Below are 21,513 nucleotides of genomic sequence, written 5' to 3'. Positions count from 1 at the left end.
GCTTCCCGGCACAGAAAACAGCATGATGTCCCCCAACTCCAGCTCCAGCTCCAATCCGGTACAGCCTGTAGCGGAACGCAAACCCGCGCTATGGGTAGCGCTGCATTTCCCGCATCTGGCGCTGGAAGCCTTTATCCCACGCTGGGAATGGCAGCAGCATGACAGCGGTAGCGTCATCCTGCTGCAACAGCGCGTACTGGCCATGAGCCCGACGGCGTGCGCTGCCGGAATACGCACAGGCATGCGTCGTGGCGGTGTGCAAATGCTGCTGCCTGACGCCAGCTTTTTTCCCTGCGACAGCCGCAAACAACAAGACTTGTTGCAAGCCGCCGCGCTGGCATTGTTACAGTACACCCCGTCGGTCGCGCTGCATGGCGCGGCTGGCATTGTGCTGGAAGTCAGCAGCAGCCTGCGTCTGTTCGGTGGCATACGCCGTCTGCGTCAGCGCATACGCCTGACTGTGCAGGCGCTGGGGCTCAGCGTCAGCCTGGCCTGTGCACCATTTTCTAAAGCAGCAGCCTTGCTCGCGCTCTATGCTGCAGAGCGCGCCCAAGCTGCCTGCTATTGTCTGTCACCGCGCAAGCTGGCTACTGTCATGGATCAGCTACCGGTCCACACCCTGAGTCAGGCGCAAGCCTATCTCGATCTGCTCGAAGGGCTGGCTTGCCATCAGCTCAAAGATTTGCAAAAGCTGCCGCGCGCCGGCTTGCAAAGACGCTGTGGTGCCGCCTTGTTACAGGAACTGGATCAGGCCTATGGCAAAGAAACTGCGCTGCATCTCTGGGTCGTCGCCAGTGAAACCTTCCATATCAAACGCGAGCTGGCTGGCCGCCTGGAACGCAGCGATCAGTTACTGCCGTACGTGCAGGCCTTGCTGACCCAGCTGTGCAGCTGGCTGCGGCTGCAACAGCTGGCCCTGAGTCAGTTACGCCTGTGCTTACACCATGAGCGCGGCCGTAGCGCGATCGCCCCCAGCCAGCTCAACATCATGCTGGCCGAGCCCGGCTGGCAAGAGGCACACTTGCAACTACTGCTGCGTGAACGTCTGCAGCAACTGAGTCTGAGCGGTCCTGTGATTGCGCTGGAGCTGGAAGCCACCGAGACCGCAAGCCGCCAGTTACACAGCGAGGATTTATTCCCCGAACCGGGCGGCAAACCCGAGGATCATCAGCGTCTGCTGTCACTGCTGGTGGCCAGGCTGGGCGAACATCAGGTATTGCAGGCCGCACCGCAGGCGGATTTCCGGCCAGACATTGCGAATCAATGGGTCTCCGTGCTGCATAAAAAAGCAGCGCAAGCCCATGTCGCCGCCAGCGCAGCCCATGCCTTGCTGCGCCCGGTCTGGCTGCTGGCCCAGCCACTGGCGCTGACACTGCGCCAGCATCAACCCTGGTATGCAGGATCGGCGCTGACCATCATTTCACCGGCCGAACGCATAGAGGCAGGCTGGTGGAGTGACAGTACCCAGGTCAGGGATTACTTCATTGCCAGTCATGCCAGGCATCAGCTGTACTGGATCTACCGTGAGCGCAACGTGACGCAAACCGACGGCGATACGATAGCGCTGAGCTGGTTTTTACACGGGATTTTCGGATGAGTAAGCCGGGCGGAAATGGAATACCCAAAAATGGAACACCCACTCTGGATGCGGCTTACGGGCACAATTTGCCCGATTACGCAGAGCTGCTCTGCATGTCCAATTTCAGCTTTTTACATGGCGCCTCCCATGCCGAAGAACTGGTCAGGCGCGCCGCCAGGCTAGGCTATCAGGCACTGGCGATCACTGACGAATGCTCGCTGGCCGGCGTGGTGCGTGCGCATGATGAAGCCAAGGCACAGCAATTGCCACTGCTGATTGGTGCCTGGTTCGCGCTCAGCCATGACAGCGATGCGCTATCCTGCCTGCGGCTGCTGGTGATTGCGCAAAACCGCGAGGGCTATGGCAATTTGTCGGAGCTGATTACGCTGGCACGCAGCCGCTGTAGCAAAGGCAATTACCTGCTCAAACCCGAAGATCTGCAGCCCAACGATAGCGCTTACGCCCACCTCGCCGGTCTGCCCGGCTGTTGCGTGATACTGCTGCCGGAATATCCGGTGCGGCCGGCGATACTGGATCAGCAATTACAGTGGTTTGCTCAGTATTTTCAAAGTGCAGGTCAGCACAGCGGCTGGCTGGGACTGACTTTACTACTGCAGGCCGCCGACGACTATCAGCAGCAACACGTGCTGCACAGCGCCGCCAGTTATAGCTTACCGGTAGTGGCACTGGGTCAGGTGACCATGCATGTACGTTCACGCAAGCCCTTGCAGGATACGCTGACAGCGATACGACTGGGTAAAACACTCACGGAATGCGGCTATGCGCTGGCCCCGAATGCAGAGCAGCATCTGCGTTCGCGGCTGCGACTGGCCAGACTGTATCCGCCCGCCACGCTGGCTGCCACCATACGCATTGCGCAATCCTGTCAGTTTTCTCTCGATGAATTACGCTATGAATATCCGGATGAAATCGTCCCGCCCGGCTATACCCCGGCCAGTTATCTGCGGCAGCAAGTGTATCGGGGAGCGCAGCGCCGCTATCCGGAGGGCATCAGCGACAGCCTGATACAGCGCATAGAACACGAGCTGCATCTGATTAATGATCTCGCGTATGAACCCTATTTTCTGACCGTGCACGACATCGTGCGCTTCGCACGTCAGCAAGGCATATTGTGTCAGGGACGCGGCTCTGCAGCGAATTCTGTGGTGTGCTACTGCCTGCATATCACCGAGGTCAATCCGGAAGTGAACACTCTGCTGTTCGAACGTTTCATCTCCAAAGAGCGTGCCGAACCGCCTGATATCGATGTCGATTTCGAACATCAGCGGCGTGAAGAAGTCATGCAGTATATTTACCGCAAATATGGCCGCGAACGCGCTGCGCTGGCCGCCGCCGTCCACACCTACCGGCCACGTGGTGCCTTGCGCGAAACCGGAAAAGCCTTAGGCATCGATCAGGATATCGTCGATGCGGTGGCCAAATCCCATCGCTGGTTCGATAGCAAACAGGATCTGCTCGCACGCTTCGCCGAATGCGGACTCGATACCAGCTCGGCCATCGCACAGCAATGGGCGGCTCTGGCGACTCAGTTATTACGCTTTCCGCGCCACTTATCGCAGCACAGCGGTGGCTTTGTGATCGCCAAAGGAAAATTATCGCGGCTGGTACCGATAGAAAACGCCGCCATGAAAGAGCGCTGCGTGATCCAATGGGATAAAGATGATCTGGAATCGCTGGGATTATTAAAAGTCGATGTGCTGGCACTGGGCATGCTATCGGCGATACGGCGCGCACTCGATCTGCTGGCGACCCTACCCGGCAAACCAGCCCGCTTGCAAGACATCCCGCGCGAAGACCCGCTGACTTACGACATGATTTGCCAGGCCGATACCATCGGTGTTTTTCAGATCGAATCACGCGCTCAGATGAGTATGCTGCCACGACTACAACCGCGCGAATTCTACGATCTGGTGGTACAGGTCGCCATCGTCAGGCCGGGCCCGATACAAGGCGGCATGGTGCATCCCTATCTGCGCCGCCGTCAGGGGCTGGAACCGGTAGAGCAGCATCATGATGCCGCCATGCAGAAAGCGCTGGGGCGCACGCTGGGAGTACCGATTTTTCAGGAACAGGTGATGCAAATCGCGATGCTGGCTGCGGGTTTCACCGCCGGTGAAGCCGATAATCTGCGCCGCGCCATGGCGGCCTGGAAGCGTAAAGGCGGTCTGGAAGCTTACCAGTCGCGCATCATCAGTGGCATGCAGGCCAATGGTTACGAGCAGGCTTATGCAGAAAGAATTGTGGAACAGATAAAGGGCTTTGGCGAATACGGTTTTCCCGAAAGTCACTCTGCCAGCTTTGCGATCCTGGCCTATATCAGCAGCTGGATCAAATGTCATGAACCCGCCGTCTTTCTGTGCGCGCTGCTGAATTCACAGCCTATGGGATTTTACACGCCCTCACAACTGATACAGGATGCAAAGCGGCATGACGTGCAGATACAGGCAATCGACGTTTGTCACAGTGACTGGGACTGCACACTCAGCGCTGACTGGTTTCACAATCGCTATACCAATACGCCACAAGCCGCGGTCAGACTGGGTATGTCGCTGATCAAGGGCATGTCTGCAACGGCCGCACAGCGCATCATGCAAGCCAGAGCCGTTGGCCCATTTCAGGATACGGCCGATCTGGCACGCCGCGCCGAACTGAACCGGCATGAACTGGAAACCCTGGCGGCCGCCAATGCGCTCAGCCAGTTAGCAGGACACCGGCGCCAGGCCTTGTGGCAGGCGGTGGCCGCAGTCGCCGATAAGGATTTGCTACGGCCAGCCAGTGTCGCAGAAAGCACACCGGAATTAACGGCACCCGCCGAAGGACAGCAAATACTGAGTGACTATCAGAGTACCGGCCTCACATTGCGACGACACCCGGTCGCCCTGTTACGGGCACAGTTACTGAAGCAGCGTTTTTTGCCAGCACGGCTGCTGGCGACTTTTCAATCCGGTCAGTTTGCACGCGCCTGTGGGCTGGTCACCGTCAGACAACGGCCCGGCACCGCCAAAGGTGTGTTATTCCTGACGCTGGAAGATGAAAGCGGGCCAGTCAATGTGATCATCTGGCCCTCGCTGGTCGAACAGCAAAGACGTGAAATACTGAGTTCCCGGCTGTTGGGCGTCTATGGCATCTGGCAAAACGAACAGGGAGTACAGCACCTGATCGCCAAACGCCTGGTCGACATGAGTCATTTGATCGGCACCCTGAGCACCCACAGCCGGGATTTTTGTTAGACGTAAAGCCGGATCAGCATTAAGACTGAGCAGCTGAGCGCATCAACTCCGACAAACGCTGCGCGCCTTGTGCTGCCTCTACGCTGAGCGCGGCAGGCGCAGCACGCCATTGCCGGGCAGCCTGCTGCGCTGCCGCTTTCTGACTGTCGGATAAGCGCGCTTGCAAGTCATCAAAGGCTTGCATGAACTCAGGCTTAGCCTTGGTCTGCTCTGGCTGCAGACTTTGCGCAATTAACAGATATTGATAAGCCAGTTGTTTGTCTGCTTCAGGCTGAGAGTAAGCGAGCCAGGCCAGTCTGATCACCGCTTGAAAAAGACCCTGATCTGCTGCTTTCTGATACCAGCTCAGTGCGCGCCGCCAGTCACCCTGCTTTTGATAAAGCAATGCGACATCATGTTGCGCGAGTGAATAACCGGCTTCAGCGGCAATCCCTTTAAAATGTAAGGCCTGAGTATCATCTGTCGCGATCACACCCGGAAACTGGCCCGCATAATAGCAACCCAGCTTATAGGCACCTAAAGGATGACCCGCTGCTGCGGATTTCTGAAACCAGAACAAGGCTTGTGCAGGGTCTTTGGTGGCACCGGCAATGCCATTATTGAACAGCATACCTGCGTGGTATTGCAGCTCTGCCAGTTGAGCGCCACTTAAGCTGGTCGCCGCACCCGGCTCACCGGCAGCGATGGTCACCACTTTGCTGGCCATGCTATCGGCAGCAAGCTCGGCTGCATGCACACTGACGATGCTGAAACAGCTCGCTAACAGCGCGCCACCTAAAAAAACAGAGAGAGATTGAGAAGACATGATGGCGCTCCGGAACAGATGAATGATTAAAGGTGTCTGCCAGTCATTCACAGTCTGATGTCAGACACTGAAGTCTGCGCAGTATGCGGCAAGCCAGCCAGCTCACACATAAAAATTGCCGGTGTATCAAGTCGTGCGACCGGAGAGACCAGTTGGCAAACCCAAGCATCCAGCCGGGAAAATCAGTTCAGCACCAGACCAGCTACATGCTCAGAGATGATTTGCGCGCTGGCCACCAGTGCCTGTTGTTCTGCGCTGTCGAGTGGCGGATGCAAGGTCTGCAGGATGCCAGCCCGCCCGACTACCTGCGGTAGCGACAAAGCTACATCGCGCACGCCCTGCACCTGATCCTGTACGGATGAAACCGTCAGAACCTGACGTTCATCAAACAGGATGCAGCGGCTCAGGAAGGCAATCGCTGCACCGATGCCGTAATACGTGGCGCCCTTACCTGCAATGATTTGATAGGCAGCGCGCCGCACCGCCTGATCGATGTGTGCCATCACAGCCGCATCCAGCTTGCAGCCACGGTCAGCCGCAAACTGGCTTAAAGGCACACCAGCCACGCTGGCACTGGACCAGAGCAGCACTTCACTATCGCCATGCTCACCCAATACATAGGCATGTACAGAACCTGGCGCCACACCACAATGCTGTCCCAGTAAGGCGCGGAAACGTGCGGTATCGAGCATAGTGCCAGTCCCCAGCACACACCGTGCATCCGCCCCGGCCGCCACTGCAATCCGGGTCGCCACCTGGGTCATGATATCAAGCGGATTAGTCGCAATCAGCAGCACTGCATCCGGCGCATAGCGCAGGATAGCGGGAATGATGTGGCCAAAAATATCCGCATTACGCTGCAACAAAGCCAGCCGGCTCTCTCCGGCTTGCTGACTGACACCGGCAGCCACAATCACCAGCGCCGCATCCTGTAAGTCGGCATACTGTCCGGCACGGAGATGCACAGGATGAGAAAACGGCGTGGCATGCAGAATATCCATCACCTGTGCCTGAGCCAGCGCCGGCTGCTGATCGACCAGCACCAGCTCACTGCCTATGCCTTGTAAAACCAGCGTATAAGCAGCAGTACTGCCTACATGCCCGGCACCGACTATCCCGATTTTCATTGCTATGCTTTCTCTGTCTGGCCTGCGCCGCAGCGTTTATTTTTGTTTGCTCTGTTTTTCTTTAGCGACGCGCTCTACCAGCACTTCCATCACCTGAAAAGCAGCAGGCAGGACTTCATCATTGGTGAGCTTAGGATTCGCTTCGGCCACCATAGATGGCTGGGTCAATATCCTGCCATCAATCACAAAGGTAGGGGTTGAAGTGACACCGTAACTTTCCACCAGACGCGGCAGGCGCTTCATCATACTTTGCACGGAAAACGAGTTATACGCATCCAGAAAAGTCTTTTGGTCTATGCCATGCGTCACCGCCCAGCTCAGATTATCCTGATCAGTGCGCAAACGCTTACGCTGCACATGCCAGGTAATCAGCAAACGCGCATGCATTTCCTTGTCCATACCGAGCGCTTCCAGCGTCAGAAACATGCGCGCCTCAGGGTCGGTTTCTCCGTAATACGGCAAATGGATGCGGCGGAATTCGACTTTATCACCCATTTTTTTCAACCAGTCCTGCAGCGCAGGTTCCAGCGCATTACAGGCTGGGCAGTGGTACATGAAAAACTCGATCACCTCGACTTTTTTCTCAGCCGCCCGTACCGGCATAGGATTACCCAATACCTGAAACTCTGCACCACGTACCGGATTTGGCGGTGATGCCGACACCACACCGGCCCACAGAGTACAAGCTAAAAACATCCAGCGAAAACCACGCATACTTTCCCCGACAGTTGTAGGCAGACAGCTTGTGCAAACTGCCTGCAAAATGTTCATACACATAAACCGTCAAGTATCGCATAAATTGTGCGTGCACCGTGCAAGCCAGCACACTAAGACCGGTCAGGCTGCGGTAAAAAGCACAGCTGCACTGGCTGGTGTGATCGTAATGGCAACCGGATCACTGGCCGGAAAAGTCTCCTCCAATCCCGTATCCAATGCATCTTCAACCGCCTGCTCCTGCATACCCTTTTCACGTTCAGCGACGACGTCAATTACCCCGGGCGGAATGCGCTTCAGCTTTGATTTCATGCTATTCATTTCAACGCCAGATCAGCGACTGCTGAAATTCCCATTTAAATCAGAGAACAAAACTTCCACCCTGCGATTCTGCTGCCGGTTTACAGCATTTGTATTATCTGCTGCCGGCGCATCCTCACCATGTCCCCGGACGATAATGCGGGTACTGGCGATGCCATCCAGCTGCAGTGCACTGCTGACTGCCCCGGCCCGCCGCTCAGATAATTGCTGGTTATGCGCCCTGGTTCCTGTGCTATCGGTATAGCCTTCAATTAAGACCTTCTGCTGCGGATTTTCTTGCAACACACGGGATAAGCGCTGAACCATATGGATGCCCTCCGGCTTCAGTCTTGCATCATCTGTCCCAAACAAAAAGTCGTCCAAAATAATGACCGGGCCTCTGTCCGTTTGTTTTGCCTTCAAGTCGGCCAGATTTTTTTGCAGCCCCATCATCTCTTGCCTGACGCGATGCGTTTCGTCATTCGCCATGTGTTTGTCCATGTCAGACTGTGCAGCATGTAACTGCGCCTGTTTCGCTTCTTCAGTACGCTGATTCAACTGTATGTCCTGGCGCGCCTGCCCCGCCATCTTTATCTCAGCTTCAGCATTTTTTTGCTTGAGCACCTCCTGCGCCAGCGAGATTTTTTGCTGCGCCAGATACGCATACTGATCAATTTTTTCGGCGCTTTCGCGCTCTGCGGCTGCATTATTTGCGGCCCCCATCGCATCACTGGCATCGCGCATTTCTGTCGCTGCCGCCTGCATCAGTTGCGGATTATTCTGCGCCTGACGATAATTTTGCCTGACACTTTGCAGCAAAGTCGTTTCCAGCGGAGCCGAACTGCACCCCGCCACGAAAATCAGCGCCAATAAGGCTGCGGATTTCAAACCATGGCTTTTAGCTGCTGCCGCGTACTCAGACTGCGTTTGTTTGTCTGTCTGACGTGGTTTCATCATCTATTTCCTTTCAATTTTTCATTAACCTGACATTGAGGCAGGCTCTGTGCTTTATCAATCAACGGCTTTTATTGACGCGCTGTAGTTCATCTCTGAGAACGCGAATATTGTCCTGCAGCGTTTTTGCGACGGCCTGAGCCTGCGCAGTTTTTGCTTTGCTCTGCGCCAGGGTCGCATCTGCCTGTGCCTGTATCGCCAACTCACTCGACAGCTCATACTCCTTACGCTGCATAGCAAGCTGGGCTTTTAACAGCTTATCGCGGGCCGACTGCATTTCTGCTGGCGCAAACTGATCAGCACCAGCGGCGTTCGCCTGATCCACGCTAGCGACTGTCACTGCGACATCTGCTGCCGAAGTATGTTCAGTCGTGCTACAGCCACCCAGCATGAACAGTACGCTCAAGCTACTGCAGGCCGCCCAATGCGTATCTATCCAAATATTTTTCCAAATCTTCATTTTCATCCTCTCCGAATCGTGTCTGTCTGGCGAAAATCGCTGACTCAAGTTGTACCCATGTACTTGATTACGGTCTGTGCGCTGTAACACCGAATTCGCGCTGCGTTTGAGCCTGTAAGTGCGTTGGCGCACCAACTGCCAAAGTGCTTTCCTCTATGCTTGGCTAGCTTTGCTCGCCGACCGGCTCAGCAATCAGCGCAGAAAGAAAATCCTCTTGAACAAAATAAAAAAACGCTTAACAGCGGAGTCGCCAACGCGGCTGCAAGCGCTGTGGCAAACGCTTTGTCAAACACTGCTTCAGACCGGACGGCGCTGCCAGCTCTGGCTCACGACGCATGTCAACAGATCAGCGCATCCATCGTGGTTCGCTGAGGAAGAACCGCTGCGCGCAGAATTACTGAGCGCGCTGCAAATGGAGCAGTATGGCCAGGCCTTGGCCACTACACATAAACTGAGTCCCACAGTCGGTCAGGACCAGTTATTGAGCCGGCTGGCCGGGAACGAAGATCAGATCACCGCTGCCTGTACCTTGTTGACGGCCAGCATACAGTCGGGACATCAGGTCACCCCGGCTGCTGCCTGGTTACTGGATAATTTTTATTTAATAGAAGATCAGATACGCACAGCTAAACATCACTTCCCTAAGCACTACAGCAAGCAATTGCCACGCCTGATCCAGGATGGGCAGAGCGCAAATCCACGTGTTTATGACATTGCACTGGAATTGATTTCCCATGGAGATGGGCGGATAGACCCGGAAAGTCTGAGCCGTTTTATCACGGCCTATCAATCGGTCGCGGTGCTCAAACTAGGTGAGTTATGGGCGATACCTATCATGTTACGTCTGGCCCTGATCGAGAATTTACGGCGGGTCGCTACACGCCTGATCAACACGCAGGAAAGCCGTAAGCTGGCTATCGCCTGGGCAGATGAGATGATCTTAACGGTGGAAAAAGATCCCAGCCATCTGATCGTACTGGTGGCGGATATGTCACGCTCAGGTCAGCCACTGGACAGCTCCTTTGTCGCCGAGCTGGTCAGAAGATTGCAGGGCCGCGCACCGACCCTGACCTTGCCGCTGAACTGGCTGTCACAACGTCTGGCAGAACAGAGTGAAAGCATAGAGCAGCTGGTGCAGCAAGACTCTCAACATCAGGCGGCAGATCAGATTTCTATCAGTAACAGCATACACAGCCTGCGATGCCTGTCCATGATGGATTGGCGTCAGTTTGTAGAAAGCATGAGCGCCGTCGAAAAAATATTGTACGCTGATCCGGCCAGCGTCTATGCGTCTATGGATTTCCTGACCCGCGACCGCTACCGCCATGGGATAGAAGAACTGTCCCGTCTCAGCCATTACACGGAAACTGAGGTAGCGCAGCAGGTTTGCCGTCTGGCGCAACAGCGAGCCGACAACCTGGGAGCGCAACACAGAGAGTCCCATATAGGCTATTACCTGGTCGATGCCGGTATTTCTGAACTGCGGCGCGCACTGGGGGTACAGACCCGGCTGCCGCCGGGCATGTCTCGCTATTTCAGTCAACACCGGCTATTTCTCTACCTTGCAGCGATGACAGGCATCACGCTGATCGCTACCGGCAGTATTTGGATTTGGCGCGTGCATCAGTTGCACCTGTCGGCCGCGACAGTGTTGGCACTGGCCGCCAGCGTATTGATCTGCAGTCAGTTTGCGCTTTCCATCCTGAACTGGCTGATCACCTTATATGCCACACCCAGCGTGCTGCCACGCATGGATTTTTCAGAAGGCATTCCAGCTGACTGTAGCAGTCTGGTGGTCGTGGCGACTGTATTGAACAGCGCAGAGCAAATTGATCAGTTGTCCGAGGCGATGGAAATTCGCTTTCTTGCCAATCGCGACCCGCATTTACGGTTTTGTCTGCTCAGCGACTTTACCGATGCGCAGCAGGAAGTCACCGCTGAAGACACCACTCTGAAGCTGCGCGTAGTCGCCAATATTGCAGCATTAAACAAAAAATATCCGCGTAGCGATGGCAGCTATTTTCTGCTACTCCATCGAAACCGCTTATGGAATCCTCAGGAAAAAATCTGGATGTCGTTTGAAAGAAAACGCGGCAAATTAAGTGATTTAAACAGTTTTTTGCGCGGCAGCGCAGAGACTGCGTTCTCTTTAATTACGGGCGATCCTGCCGGGCTGAAGCAAACCAGATATGTGATCACCCTGGATTCCGATACTGAATTACCACGTGGTGCCGCGGCAGTATTTATCGCAACCATGGCACACAGACTGAACCAGCCAGTATTCGACGCAAATTCTTCACGGGTTATTGCAGGCTACGGCATACTGCAACCACGCATTGCGGCGGGCGTCAGCTCCCCGACCGCATCACACTATGAGCAATTATATAGCGCTGATAGCGGTATGGACCCCTATACGCACTGTGTTTCAGATGTCTATCAGGACTTGTTTGCAGAAGGCTCATTTATCGGCAAAGGAATTTACGAGGTCAACGCATTCGAGCAAGTGCTGAAGGGGAAGATGCCCATCAATCGCATACTGAGCCACGATCTGCTTGAAGGTTGTTATGCCCGTTCAGGCCTGATGAGTGATGGGATACTGCTGGAAGCCAGTCCCTCGCATTACCTGAGCGATATGCGCCGCCATCACAGATGGATCAGAGGTGACTGGCAATTATGCTCGTGGTTGCTGCCTCAGGTACCGGGCGAGACCAATGCGTCCACTGGAAAAACAAGCAGCTATCCCAATCCCTTGTCTGCGCTATCACGCTGGAAGTTGTTCGACAATCTGCGACGTAGCCTGCTACCAGCCGCTAATCTGTTCTTTCTGAGCGCAATCTGGCTGCTATTCGGCCCTGCGACTCAGGCATGGCAAGGCACGGTGAGCGTCATGGCTCTGCTGTTTCTGCCCGCTGTGTTTTCACTATCATTACAACTGCTTAACAAGCCTGCTGAACTGCAGTTGCTGCAGCACTTGGCAGAACTCGCTGACTCGGCCCGCATACAATTGAGCCAGGCTTTTCTGAAACTCTGCTTCATCCCCTACGAAGCCAGTGTATATCTCGATGCCATCTTACGTACCCAGTGGCGTATGCAGATTTCGCATCAGCATTTACTGGAGTGGACGCCTTCTCATCTCGATCAGTTAAGTGCCGGTGACAGTTTGCTGGCAACGCTCAGACGCATGTGGGTCGCGCCTGCCATCAGCGTAGTGCTCAGCGTCGCCGTATTGTACTTTGCTCCGGCTGCCTGGTATGCAGCAGCGCCGCTCTTATTGCTCTGGATCGCCTCACCGTGGATCGCCTATCGCATCAGCTTGCCTAAAGTGCGGCAAAAACAGGAACTGAGCCAGCAAAAAACGGATTTTTTACATCGCTTATCACGCAAGACCTGGCTTTTTTTTGAAACCCATGTCGGCCCTGAAGATAACTGGCTGCCACCGGATAACATACAGCAGCATCCGGTCTCTGTGATTGCACACCGGACTTCGCCCACCAACATAGGTTTGTCCTTGCTGGCTAACTTAAGCGCCAGCGAATTTGGCTATATCTCTATGGGATCGCTGTTGACACGCACGGGTGCCAGCTTTGCCAGCCTGCAAAAAATGGAGCGTTACCACGGGCACTTTCTCAACTGGTACGACACGCAAACCCTGACGCCTTTACAGCCTATGTATGTGTCAACCGTAGACAGTGGCAATTTCTGCGCCCATTGTGTCACCTTGAAATCCGCCCTGTCGCGGCTCAGCGAACAGCCACTGTTATCACCACGACTATTCCAGGGCTTACGCGATACCTGGCTGGTGTTGCTGGAGTCAGCATCAGTACCCGGCAAAAATAATCTGCTGCATCTGGGTGTAGAACTCGATGAGTTGTGCCGCAACCCACCACAAACTATGGCTGGAACCTGCCACAGCCTGAACTCGCTGCGCGATCTGACCAGGCAGGTGCAGCGAAACCCGGACCACAACAGCCAGACGCAGTTCTGGCTCACAGCGATGGACCAGCAGATTCAGGATACGCTGAATGAGATGATCACCTTCGCGCCTTGGGTGGTCTCAGGCGATGAAGCAGCTTGCTTGCACCTGTTCCCGCAATTAGCCGGCATGCCGTCCTTGTCAGGCTTAGCGCACTGCATCAGCGCCTTAGCGGAAGAAGTCAGCACAACTGAGAGCGCATCCAGCGATCAGCACATCAGGCGCATCAGACTCATCAGACAGATACACAGCGGCGCAGAACAGGCTGCCTTACGCATCACAGAGATTGCGCACTTAATCACCCAGGCTGAGGACTACGCCTTTGCGCAATACGGATTCTTATACAATAAAAACACCCGCTTACTCTCTATAGGCTACAACGTCTCTGAGCGTAGAACCGATACGGGCAATTATGATTTACTCGCCTCGGAAGCCAGACTGGCCAGCTACACCGGCATCGCACAAGGGCAGCTGCCACAGGAGAGCTGGTTTGCACTGGGACGTCAATTGACTGTTGCTGGCGGCGAACCCATCCTGCTGTCCTGGAGCGGCTCTATGTTTGAGTATCTGATGCCGCTGTTAGTCATGCCGGTGTTTAGCCATACTTTACTGGAACAAACCTATCATTCTGCACTACAAAGGCAGATACAGTATGGCGGACAACGCGGTGTACCGTGGGGAATTTCAGAATCGGGTTATAACGCCTTTGATACGAATCTCAACTATCAATACCGTGCATTTGGCGTGCCCGGCCTGGGATACAAACGCGGCCTGGGTGACGATCTGGTGATCGCACCGTATGCGAGCTTCATGGCCTTGATGGTCGCACCCGATGCGGCCTGCGATAATTTGTTGCGGATGGCCAAAGCGGGCTTTGAAGGCGCTTACGGCTTCTACGAAGCGATAGATTACACCGCGATCCGTCTGCCACGCGGACAAAGCCATGTGATAATCCGCTCCTTCATGGCGCATCATCAGGGCATGGCACTGCTGGCACTGGCCTATCACTTGCTCGACCAGCCCATGCAAAAGTTTTTTGCGGCAGACCCCTTATTCAAAGCGGCGCTCCCTTTACTGCATGAGAGCATCCCCAGAGCCAGCGCGCATTATGCTAACACTACCGAGCTGGCTGACATCCGCAGCAGCAGCGCAGCCATGGAAACGCCACTGCGTGTGCTGCGTCTTTCGGATAACAATGCGCCTGAAGTGCAATTGCTGTCGAATGGCCGTTACCATGTGATGATCAGCAGCGCCGGTGGCGGCTACAGCCGTTGGCATGACCTGGCTGTCACACGCTGGGACGAGGACAGCACGCGCGATCACTCTGGCAGTTTTTGCTATGTGCGTGACATAGGCAGTGCGCAATTCTGGTCGACTACCCTGCAACCCGCTGGACTGAGAACGCCGTCTTACGAAGCCGTTTTCTCTGAAGGGCGGGCAGAATTCAGGCGTAGCGATCAGCTCATCGATTTGCATACCGAGATTGTCGTCTCACCCGAAGATAATATAGAGCTGCGGCGCACCCGCATAACCAACCGCTCCGGCCGGCGGCGCACTCTGGAGCTGACCAGTTATGCCGAAGTCGTGCTGGCACCAACGCTGGCCGACAAACTGCATCCTGCCTTCAGCAAGCTGTTTGTACAGACCGAAATACTGCCTTTACACAGCGCGATATTGTGTACTCGTCGGCCACGCTCCGCGGATGAAAAAATACCGATGATGCTGCATCTGATGGCCTTGCATGGCAGCACCGCTGAGCAAATATCCTATGAAACCGACCGCTCTTTGTTTATCGGGCGCGGCAATACCCTGCTCCATCCAGCCGCCATGCACCAGCCTGGCAAACTGTCAGATAGCCAGGGTTCCGTGCTGGACCCTGTCGTCGCCATACGCTATCAAATTTCCCTGGACCCGGAACAGTCTGTGGTGATCGACCTGGTCACCGGCGTCGCCGATAACAGGGAACAATGCCTGGGATTGATAGAAAAATACCGCGACCAGCATCTGGCTGACCGTGTGATCGATTTGTCCTGGACCCATAGCCAGGTGGTGCTGCGCCAATTAAATATTTCAGAAAAAGATGCGCAACTTTATGCCCGTCTGGCCAATTCCATCATTTATGCCAATCCACTCATGCGCGCGCCTCAGGACTTGCTGAAGCAGAATCAGCGCGGACAATCGGCCCTATGGAGCTATGCGATTTCAGGCGATATGCCTATCGTTCTGTTGCTGATCAGCTCCCAGGAACATCTGGACTTTGCGCGTCAGCTGATACAGGCGCACGCCTATTGGCAAGCGCGCGGGCTGGCTGTCGATCTGGTGATCTGGAATGAAGACCATGCGAGTTACCGGCAAATTCTGCAGGACCGTATACTGGGATTAATTTCCTCTGTGATCGGCGCCCATGCGCTGGAAAAACCGGGTGGCATTTATGTGCGTGCCAGCGATCAGATTTCCAATGAAGACCGTATTTTGTTTCATGCCATCGCCAGGGTCATTCTGAATGATCAGCGTGGCACATTGACAGACCAGTTAAATCGCTATGATCTGAGCGAGACCCGGCTGAAACCACTGCTACCGCTTAAAAAACCCTATCCGGATGAGGTGCAAGTCAGCCCGACCGCAAGCACAGTATCAGCAGTCAGACAGTTTGATAATGGCATCGGCAGTTTTTCAGAAGATGGCAAAGAATATCTGATCACCAGCTACGCGCAGCAACGCAGCCCGGCGCCCTGGGTCAATGTACTGGCCAATCCCGGCTTTGGCACAGTCATCTCTGAAAGTGGGCCATCGTATAGCTGGTCAGAGAATGCGCATGAGTTCAGATTAAGCCCCTGGCACAATGATCCGGTGTGCGATAGTGGCGGCGAGGTGTTCTATATCCGCGACGAGGAAAGCGGGCAATTCTGGTCACCGACCGCTCTGCCCTGTCATGGCAAAGGAGAGTTTCATACCCGCCATGGCTATGGTTACAGCATTTTCAGCCATCAGCGCAGTGGCATACTTTCTGAACTCTGTGTCTATGTGGACTTAACTGCATCTGTTAAATATGCGGTGCTAACACTGCGCAACCACTCGGCGCAGCAGCGTAAATTATCTGCCACGGCTTATGTGGAATGGGTGCTGGGCGATCTCCGCAGTAAGTCCGCCATGCATATCGTTACTGAGCCGATTGCAGATGGTTGCGGCATCGCTGCCAGAAATGCTTACAACAGTGATTTCTCCTCCAGCACTGCATTTTTTTGCGTCGATCAGCCCACATGCACGCTTAGCGCCGACCGTTGCGAATTCATTGGACGTTATGGCAGCCTGCATCATCCGGCAGCGATGGGCAGAAGTCAGCTATCCGGGAAAACCGGTGCCGGACTCGACCCTTGCGCGGCGCTACAAGTCGTCTTTGACTTAAAACCTGAACAGGAAAAGCAAATTGTTTTCATCCTGGGCGTCGCGAATCAGCATAGCGCTAAGCCTGCCGAACTCATACGACAAACCAGATCGGCCCAGGCGGCGAAACAGGCGCTGCTCAAGATTCAGGCCTACTGGGAACAGGTGTTAGGACAGGTACAGGTACAAACCCCGGATCAGGGGCTCAATTTCCTTGCCAATGGCTGGCTGCTGTATCAAACCATCAGCTGCCGTTTGTGGGCACGCAGTGGCTACTACCAGTCTGGCGGCGCTTATGGTTTCCGTGATCAGCTGCAGGATACGATAGCACTGGCGCATACCGCGCAGGATTTAGCCAGACAACAAATACTGCTGAGCGCCAGCCATCAATTCATAGAGGGAGATGTACAGCACTGGTGGCATCCACCCGCAGACAAGGGAGTACGCACCCATTGTTCCGACGACTATTTATGGCTGCCCTATGCAGTAGCGCATTATCTGCGTCATAGCGGCGACAGCGCCATCCTGCAGACCGAGCTGGCCTACCTTGAAGGACGCGAAGTACATGCTACGGAAGATTCTTATTTCGATCAGCCTATACGTTCCAACCAGACTGCAACGCTTTACCAGCATTGCGTAGCCGCGATAGAGCACGGGCTCAGGTTTGGCCGACATGGATTGCCACTGATGGGTTCCTGCGACTGGAATGATGGCATGGATAAGGTAGGTCACCTGGGCCAAGGGGAAAGCGTGTGGCTGGCCTTTTTCTACTATGAACTACTGTCAGGTTTTGCCGAAGTCGCCCAGAATCACAACGACCCTGACTATGCCAGTCATTGCCGCCAACAAGCTGAGCGCCTACAGCAGCATATAGCCAGCGCTGGCTGGGATGGCGCCTGGTACAGGCGCGCCTATTTTGATGACGGCAGTCCGCTGGGCTCAGCGACAAATAAGGAATGTCAGATCGATTCCATCTCACAAAGCTGGGCCGTGCTTTCCGGGGCGGGTGATCCTGCTCATCGCGTACAGGCAATGGAATCGCTGCATCAACGCCTGATGGATACGGCCAGCGGCGTCATGCCATTGCTGGCCCCGCCATTTGACCAGCCTGAGCAGGATCCGGGTTATATACGCGGCTATTTGCCCGGCATACGAGAGAATGGCGGCCAATATAACCATGCAGCGATCTGGGCCGCCATGGCATTTGCCAAATCAGGTCAGAACAGCCGCGCCTGGCAAGCCTTTAATCTGATCAATCCGATCCGGCGCAGCAGCTCTGCAGACGACATGCAGCGCTACAAAGTCGAACCCTATGTGATGGCAGCAGATGTCTATGCGCTGGCACCGCACACTGGCCGCGGTGGCTGGACCTGGTACACCGGCTCGGCGGGCTGGATGTACACGCTGATCACCGCATCACTGCTAGGTTTGCAACGTGAAGCCAATTTTCTGAGCCTTGAACCTTGCCTGCCGGCAGAGTGGGATAACTACCAGATTCGCTACCGTTATCTGGAATCGCTTTATTGCATCTCTGTGCAGCGCAAGCACCCAGGCAGCGGCCCCTCCAGCCTGTTGATCGATGATCTGCCCGTTGCCGACCTGCGTATACCCTTGATCAATGACGGCCGCACACATCAGGCCAAATTCCTGCTTGAGTTTACCAAGCCCGAAGTACTGTGATTGCCGGTGTACGCTAACGAACTGATTTTATGTGAGCGAACGCGCAAACTGATCTTTAGCCGATGACACCCATCAGCATACGGCGCAATAAAAAACCGTATTTATTCATGTTTCAAAATGATCAGAACAGGACAAATCATGAGCACACCCGCCAACCACAACCAGAACGCAGCCCAGCTGCATCAACAAGCTGCCAATGATCACACCAAGGCCGCCTCTCATCACTTAGATGCGGCAGATTGCCATAGCAAAGACAAAGCCGCAGATGCAAAACATTGCACTGACAACGCCATGCAATGCGCCGATAAGGCGAGCAAAACCACGGCCAAGGCTTGCAACTCCACGGCGAAATAAGCCAGCCGACTCAAGTGACTCTGCGCCATATCTTGCGATGTGCATTGGTGCAGATTTCGACTGAGGTCAGCACGAAACAGCGTGGCCAGACATAGCCACGAGTGCAAGCCGACCTGTCTCAGCCAGCTTCTGCCTGAGACTTTATGACAGAGCGAGCAAATTAGCAGACGAGTTCAATGATTAAACCGATTTCAAGGAGTACTGCCATGCGACACAAATTCCACCTACCCTACCGCAGCGCGCTGATGTTTTTTTGCAGCCTGGTTTGCGGCTTGTTTCTGACTGCGACACTACAACAGGCACATGCAGCAAGCGCTGCTGATCTGGATCGCGAAGCCAGCGACGCCTTGCATAAGCTATACAAAGGAAATCCGCTCGCAGAAAGCATTTCTAAGAAAGCGCGCGCCATTCTGGTCTTCCCTAAAATAGTCAAAGCCGGACTGGTCTTTGGCGGCAGCTATGGTGAAGGCGTTTTTATGAAAGCCGGTCACGCGAATGAATATATGAATGCTGTCTCTGCCTCTTTCGGTTGGCAGGCAGGTGCCCAGTCTTATGGCTACGTCGTTTTTTTAATGAGCGAACAGGTTGAAAATAGTTTGCGTGCATCACACGGTTGGGAAGTTGGCGTAGGACCGACTGTAGTTGTCATGAACGAAGGTGTCGCAAAGAATTTATCCACCTCCAGCTTAAAAGATGATGCTTACGCATTCATCTTCGATCAGTCCGGCCTGATGGTCAGCCTCAGTCTGGAAGGAACAAAAATTTCTAAGATTAAGCGCTGAACAAAGCTGAGTCCTTGCTGGCTCAAGCCTACCTTGCAACCAGGGATTGCTCACGCAATTTCTGGTTTTTTTCTGCCATCAGTGAAAATGAAATCGTCTCTTTTTTTTAACGAAAATTATTTTCTTTTCCTTCCGTGAAGACTATGTCAGCAAACGCACTGAGCGAAAGTCTTCGATGCGAAATACTGATATCAGGTATTTTTAAGATCACATAAATACTGTCTTTTCAAATGTAAATATCGTCAGATATTTCATTTAATTTCATTCATTAGACATGTCATTGATGAGCCGGAAGAGCTGCCCACACTGAATAAACAATGTGAATAGAGATGCGAAAAGAATTCTTCAATCCGCAGTTCTCCTTGCCCAAAAATAGGACATCCATATGACAACGCACAACCGGACGCAATCGACAATTAGTATTGTCCTCGCTTCGACATCCCTGTTAATACTGACATCTGCCTATGCTGATGATCCCTATCCATCCTGGTATATTTTGCCAAGCTTACACATTGCTGATATCGATGAAGGATTTGGATCTGGTACAAGTGCTTACGGTTTAGGCCTGCGTTTCGGAAAACCTGTTTCTGAAAATGTCGACATGCAAATCGGTACCAGCTTTACCCGTAGCAAAAACAGTGCGCAACGGTTTTACCAAAACGCATACAGTCTCGATGCCCTATATCTTTTCTCCCGCAACAGCCTCCGTCCTTTTGTCGTCGCCGGAGCGGGCGTCGAACGTAACCGGATGAATTCTTTATTGGGACAAGCCGATCGCTACTCACCCAATGTCAACCTCGGCGTAGGCGTACAATTTTCAATGAGCGATCAATGGTCTATCCAGGCAGACTTACGCAAAGTACACAGTTACTTACGCGGTCAGGAATATGGTTTCAGCCAGGCCAGCCATAGTTTTCTTTCGATTGCACTTAGCTACGCTTTTGATAAGCCTGTCAGGGCTGCGCCGCAAGTCCGTGCTGCTGAGCCTGTACGCATGCCTGCTGAACCGATTCCGATCGCAGTCAGGACGCCCGATCCGGCTCCAGCCCCCGCGCCGGCACCAGCACGATTTGAAAAAATCACGCTGTCTGCAACTGAGCTATTTGCTTTTGACAATGCCACGTTGCATGGTAAACAAATAAAACTTGATACCTTAGCTGATGCCTTAAATGCGAACACTCAAATTCAAAATATCATTATTACCGGGTACGCAGACCGGATAGGAGCGAAACGATATAACCAGACTTTATCTGAGCAACGGGCAAATACAGTAAAAGCATATCTGGTGGAAAAAGGTATCGCCCCAAATCGCATGACAGCAAGTGGCAAAGGCGAAAGCAATCCTGTTGTTGAATGCCACGATAAAATCAGAAGCCAGTTAATCAAGTGCCTGGAACCCAACCGGCGTGTCGAGGTCGATCAAATCACCATAGAGCAACGCGTCCCTTGAATATCAGCTTTGCTATTTAGTGTTGCGTTGGTGGATGCCGGATCAACGGCTACACCAACACGTAAAACGGTTGAAAGACAAGAAGCAGTAGCCCGCTCACCGTATCACCAGGTAAGACTCGCATAATGTGAAGCTATTCCCTGATAGTTGAGGGAAAGCCCTATGCAGTTCCAAACATATAATCCCAAATTACGCTGCTGACCCCAAAGTGCCGCGCCGGATTCACATGGTGATGCAGCGCGTGCCAGCTTTTCCTGGTGCGTAGCCAACGGTTTTCACCATGCCACTGGTGAACTGCATGATGTGTCAGGCTGTATAAAAAATAGCCCAGCACCGTGCCCAGTGTTAAGGCCAGTGCCTGATATAGCGCTAAGCAAAGATAAGCAGGCAGTGCGACCAACAGAAAAATCAATGCGGCACTGGCGATAGTCGGTGTACCCATCAATGCTTTGGGCTGTGCATGATGGCGCAGATGCCAATCGCGAAAAGGCGTCAGCTGGTGTAAAACAAAGCGATGCAGGCAATACTCCATCACATTGGCACTTAAGCAGCCTGCAAAAACGAAGATGCCTGCGCTCAGCCCATCCTTTGCAGCGCAGTGCAGGCATAAAAACAGCAGCAGCGTAGCAATGCTGAAGCCGTAAAAAACAAAATCCGCCATCATCGCGCGCTTACTGTGTTCAAAGCTAAAAAGAGACAT

13 protein-coding genes are annotated in these 21,513 nt (G+C 54.0%); 6 read left to right on the top strand and 7 right to left on the bottom strand.

Going from position 1 to position 21,513, the window contains the following annotated elements; genetic code table 11:
- The first annotated feature begins 22 nt into the window (after nucleotides 1-22).
- Both EYB48_RS01280 and EYB48_RS01275 read left to right on the top strand, forming a co-directional pair.
- On the top strand, nucleotides 23-1,597 hold the full coding sequence (locus EYB48_RS01280; protein WP_235934832.1) for a Y-family DNA polymerase: 1,575 nt from the start codon (nucleotides 23-25) through the stop codon (nucleotides 1,595-1,597).
- Entirely contained in the window at nucleotides 1,594-4,830 is a 3,237-nt protein-coding gene (locus tag EYB48_RS01275) for an error-prone DNA polymerase (RefSeq protein WP_162018466.1), read from the top strand. The genes EYB48_RS01280 and EYB48_RS01275 overlap by 4 nt, the downstream gene beginning before the upstream one ends.
- Nucleotides 4,831-4,849: 19 nt before the next feature.
- On the opposite strand, the gene EYB48_RS01270 is transcribed toward EYB48_RS01275, so the two are convergent.
- The 6 genes from EYB48_RS01270 to EYB48_RS01245 all read right to left on the bottom strand — a co-directional run bounded on the left by EYB48_RS01270 (nucleotide 4,850) and on the right by EYB48_RS01245 (nucleotide 9,190).
- Nucleotides 4,850-5,635 (bottom strand): tetratricopeptide repeat protein, encoded by a 786-nt coding sequence (locus tag EYB48_RS01270; protein ID WP_162018465.1) that lies wholly within the window; start codon nucleotides 5,633-5,635, stop codon nucleotides 4,850-4,852.
- 182 nt (nucleotides 5,636-5,817) lie between these two features.
- The gene (locus EYB48_RS01265; protein ID WP_162018464.1) at nucleotides 5,818-6,762 is read right to left on the bottom strand and encodes an L-lactate dehydrogenase; all 945 of its coding nucleotides are present in this window, start codon (nucleotides 6,760-6,762) and stop codon (nucleotides 5,818-5,820) included.
- Between the two features lie 36 nt (nucleotides 6,763-6,798).
- A complete protein-coding gene (locus EYB48_RS01260) occupies nucleotides 6,799-7,476 on the bottom strand; it encodes a thiol:disulfide interchange protein DsbA/DsbL (RefSeq protein ID WP_162018463.1) in 678 nt (225 codons plus the stop codon).
- Between the two features lie 123 nt (nucleotides 7,477-7,599).
- Nucleotides 7,600-7,788 carry a hypothetical protein gene (locus EYB48_RS01255; RefSeq protein WP_162018462.1) on the bottom strand — a complete coding sequence of 63 codons (189 nt, stop codon included), beginning with the start codon at nucleotides 7,786-7,788 and terminating at the stop codon, nucleotides 7,600-7,602.
- Nucleotides 7,789-7,809: 21 nt separating this feature from the next.
- Complete coding sequence (locus tag EYB48_RS01250; RefSeq protein ID WP_235934830.1) at nucleotides 7,810-8,733, bottom strand: OmpA family protein; 924 nt, start codon at nucleotides 8,731-8,733, stop codon at nucleotides 7,810-7,812.
- Between the two features lie 58 nt (nucleotides 8,734-8,791).
- Nucleotides 8,792-9,190 (bottom strand): DUF4398 domain-containing protein, encoded by a 399-nt coding sequence (locus EYB48_RS01245; RefSeq protein WP_162018461.1) that lies wholly within the window; start codon nucleotides 9,188-9,190, stop codon nucleotides 8,792-8,794.
- Nucleotides 9,191-9,404: 214 nt separating this feature from the next.
- Here EYB48_RS01245 and EYB48_RS01240 point away from each other — a divergent pair, with 214 nt between their 5' ends.
- From EYB48_RS01240 to EYB48_RS01225, 4 genes are all read left to right on the top strand, one after another.
- A complete protein-coding gene (locus EYB48_RS01240) occupies nucleotides 9,405-18,227 on the top strand; it encodes a glycoside hydrolase family 94 protein (protein ID WP_235934829.1) in 8,823 nt (2,940 codons plus the stop codon).
- Between the two features lie 138 nt (nucleotides 18,228-18,365).
- A complete protein-coding gene (locus tag EYB48_RS01235; RefSeq protein WP_162018460.1) occupies nucleotides 18,366-18,581 on the top strand; it encodes a hypothetical protein in 216 nt (71 codons plus the stop codon).
- Between the two features lie 206 nt (nucleotides 18,582-18,787).
- The gene (locus tag EYB48_RS01230) at nucleotides 18,788-19,363 is read left to right on the top strand and encodes a lipid-binding SYLF domain-containing protein (RefSeq protein WP_235934828.1); all 576 of its coding nucleotides are present in this window, start codon (nucleotides 18,788-18,790) and stop codon (nucleotides 19,361-19,363) included.
- 385 nt (nucleotides 19,364-19,748) lie between these two features.
- Entirely contained in the window at nucleotides 19,749-20,813 is a 1,065-nt protein-coding gene (locus EYB48_RS01225; protein WP_162018459.1) for an OmpA family protein, read from the top strand.
- Nucleotides 20,814-20,973: 160 nt separating this feature from the next.
- On the opposite strand, the gene EYB48_RS01220 is transcribed toward EYB48_RS01225, so the two are convergent.
- Nucleotides 20,974-21,513 carry a sterol desaturase family protein gene (locus EYB48_RS01220; protein WP_162018458.1) on the bottom strand — a complete coding sequence of 180 codons (540 nt, stop codon included), beginning with the start codon at nucleotides 21,511-21,513 and terminating at the stop codon, nucleotides 20,974-20,976.

This window comes from Cognatundibacterium crateris (assembly GCF_010078235.1).
GTDB classification, from domain to species: domain Bacteria; phylum Pseudomonadota; class Gammaproteobacteria; order Burkholderiales; family Burkholderiaceae_D; genus Undibacterium; species Undibacterium crateris.
This window is presented reverse-complemented; position numbering and strand designations above follow the sequence as displayed.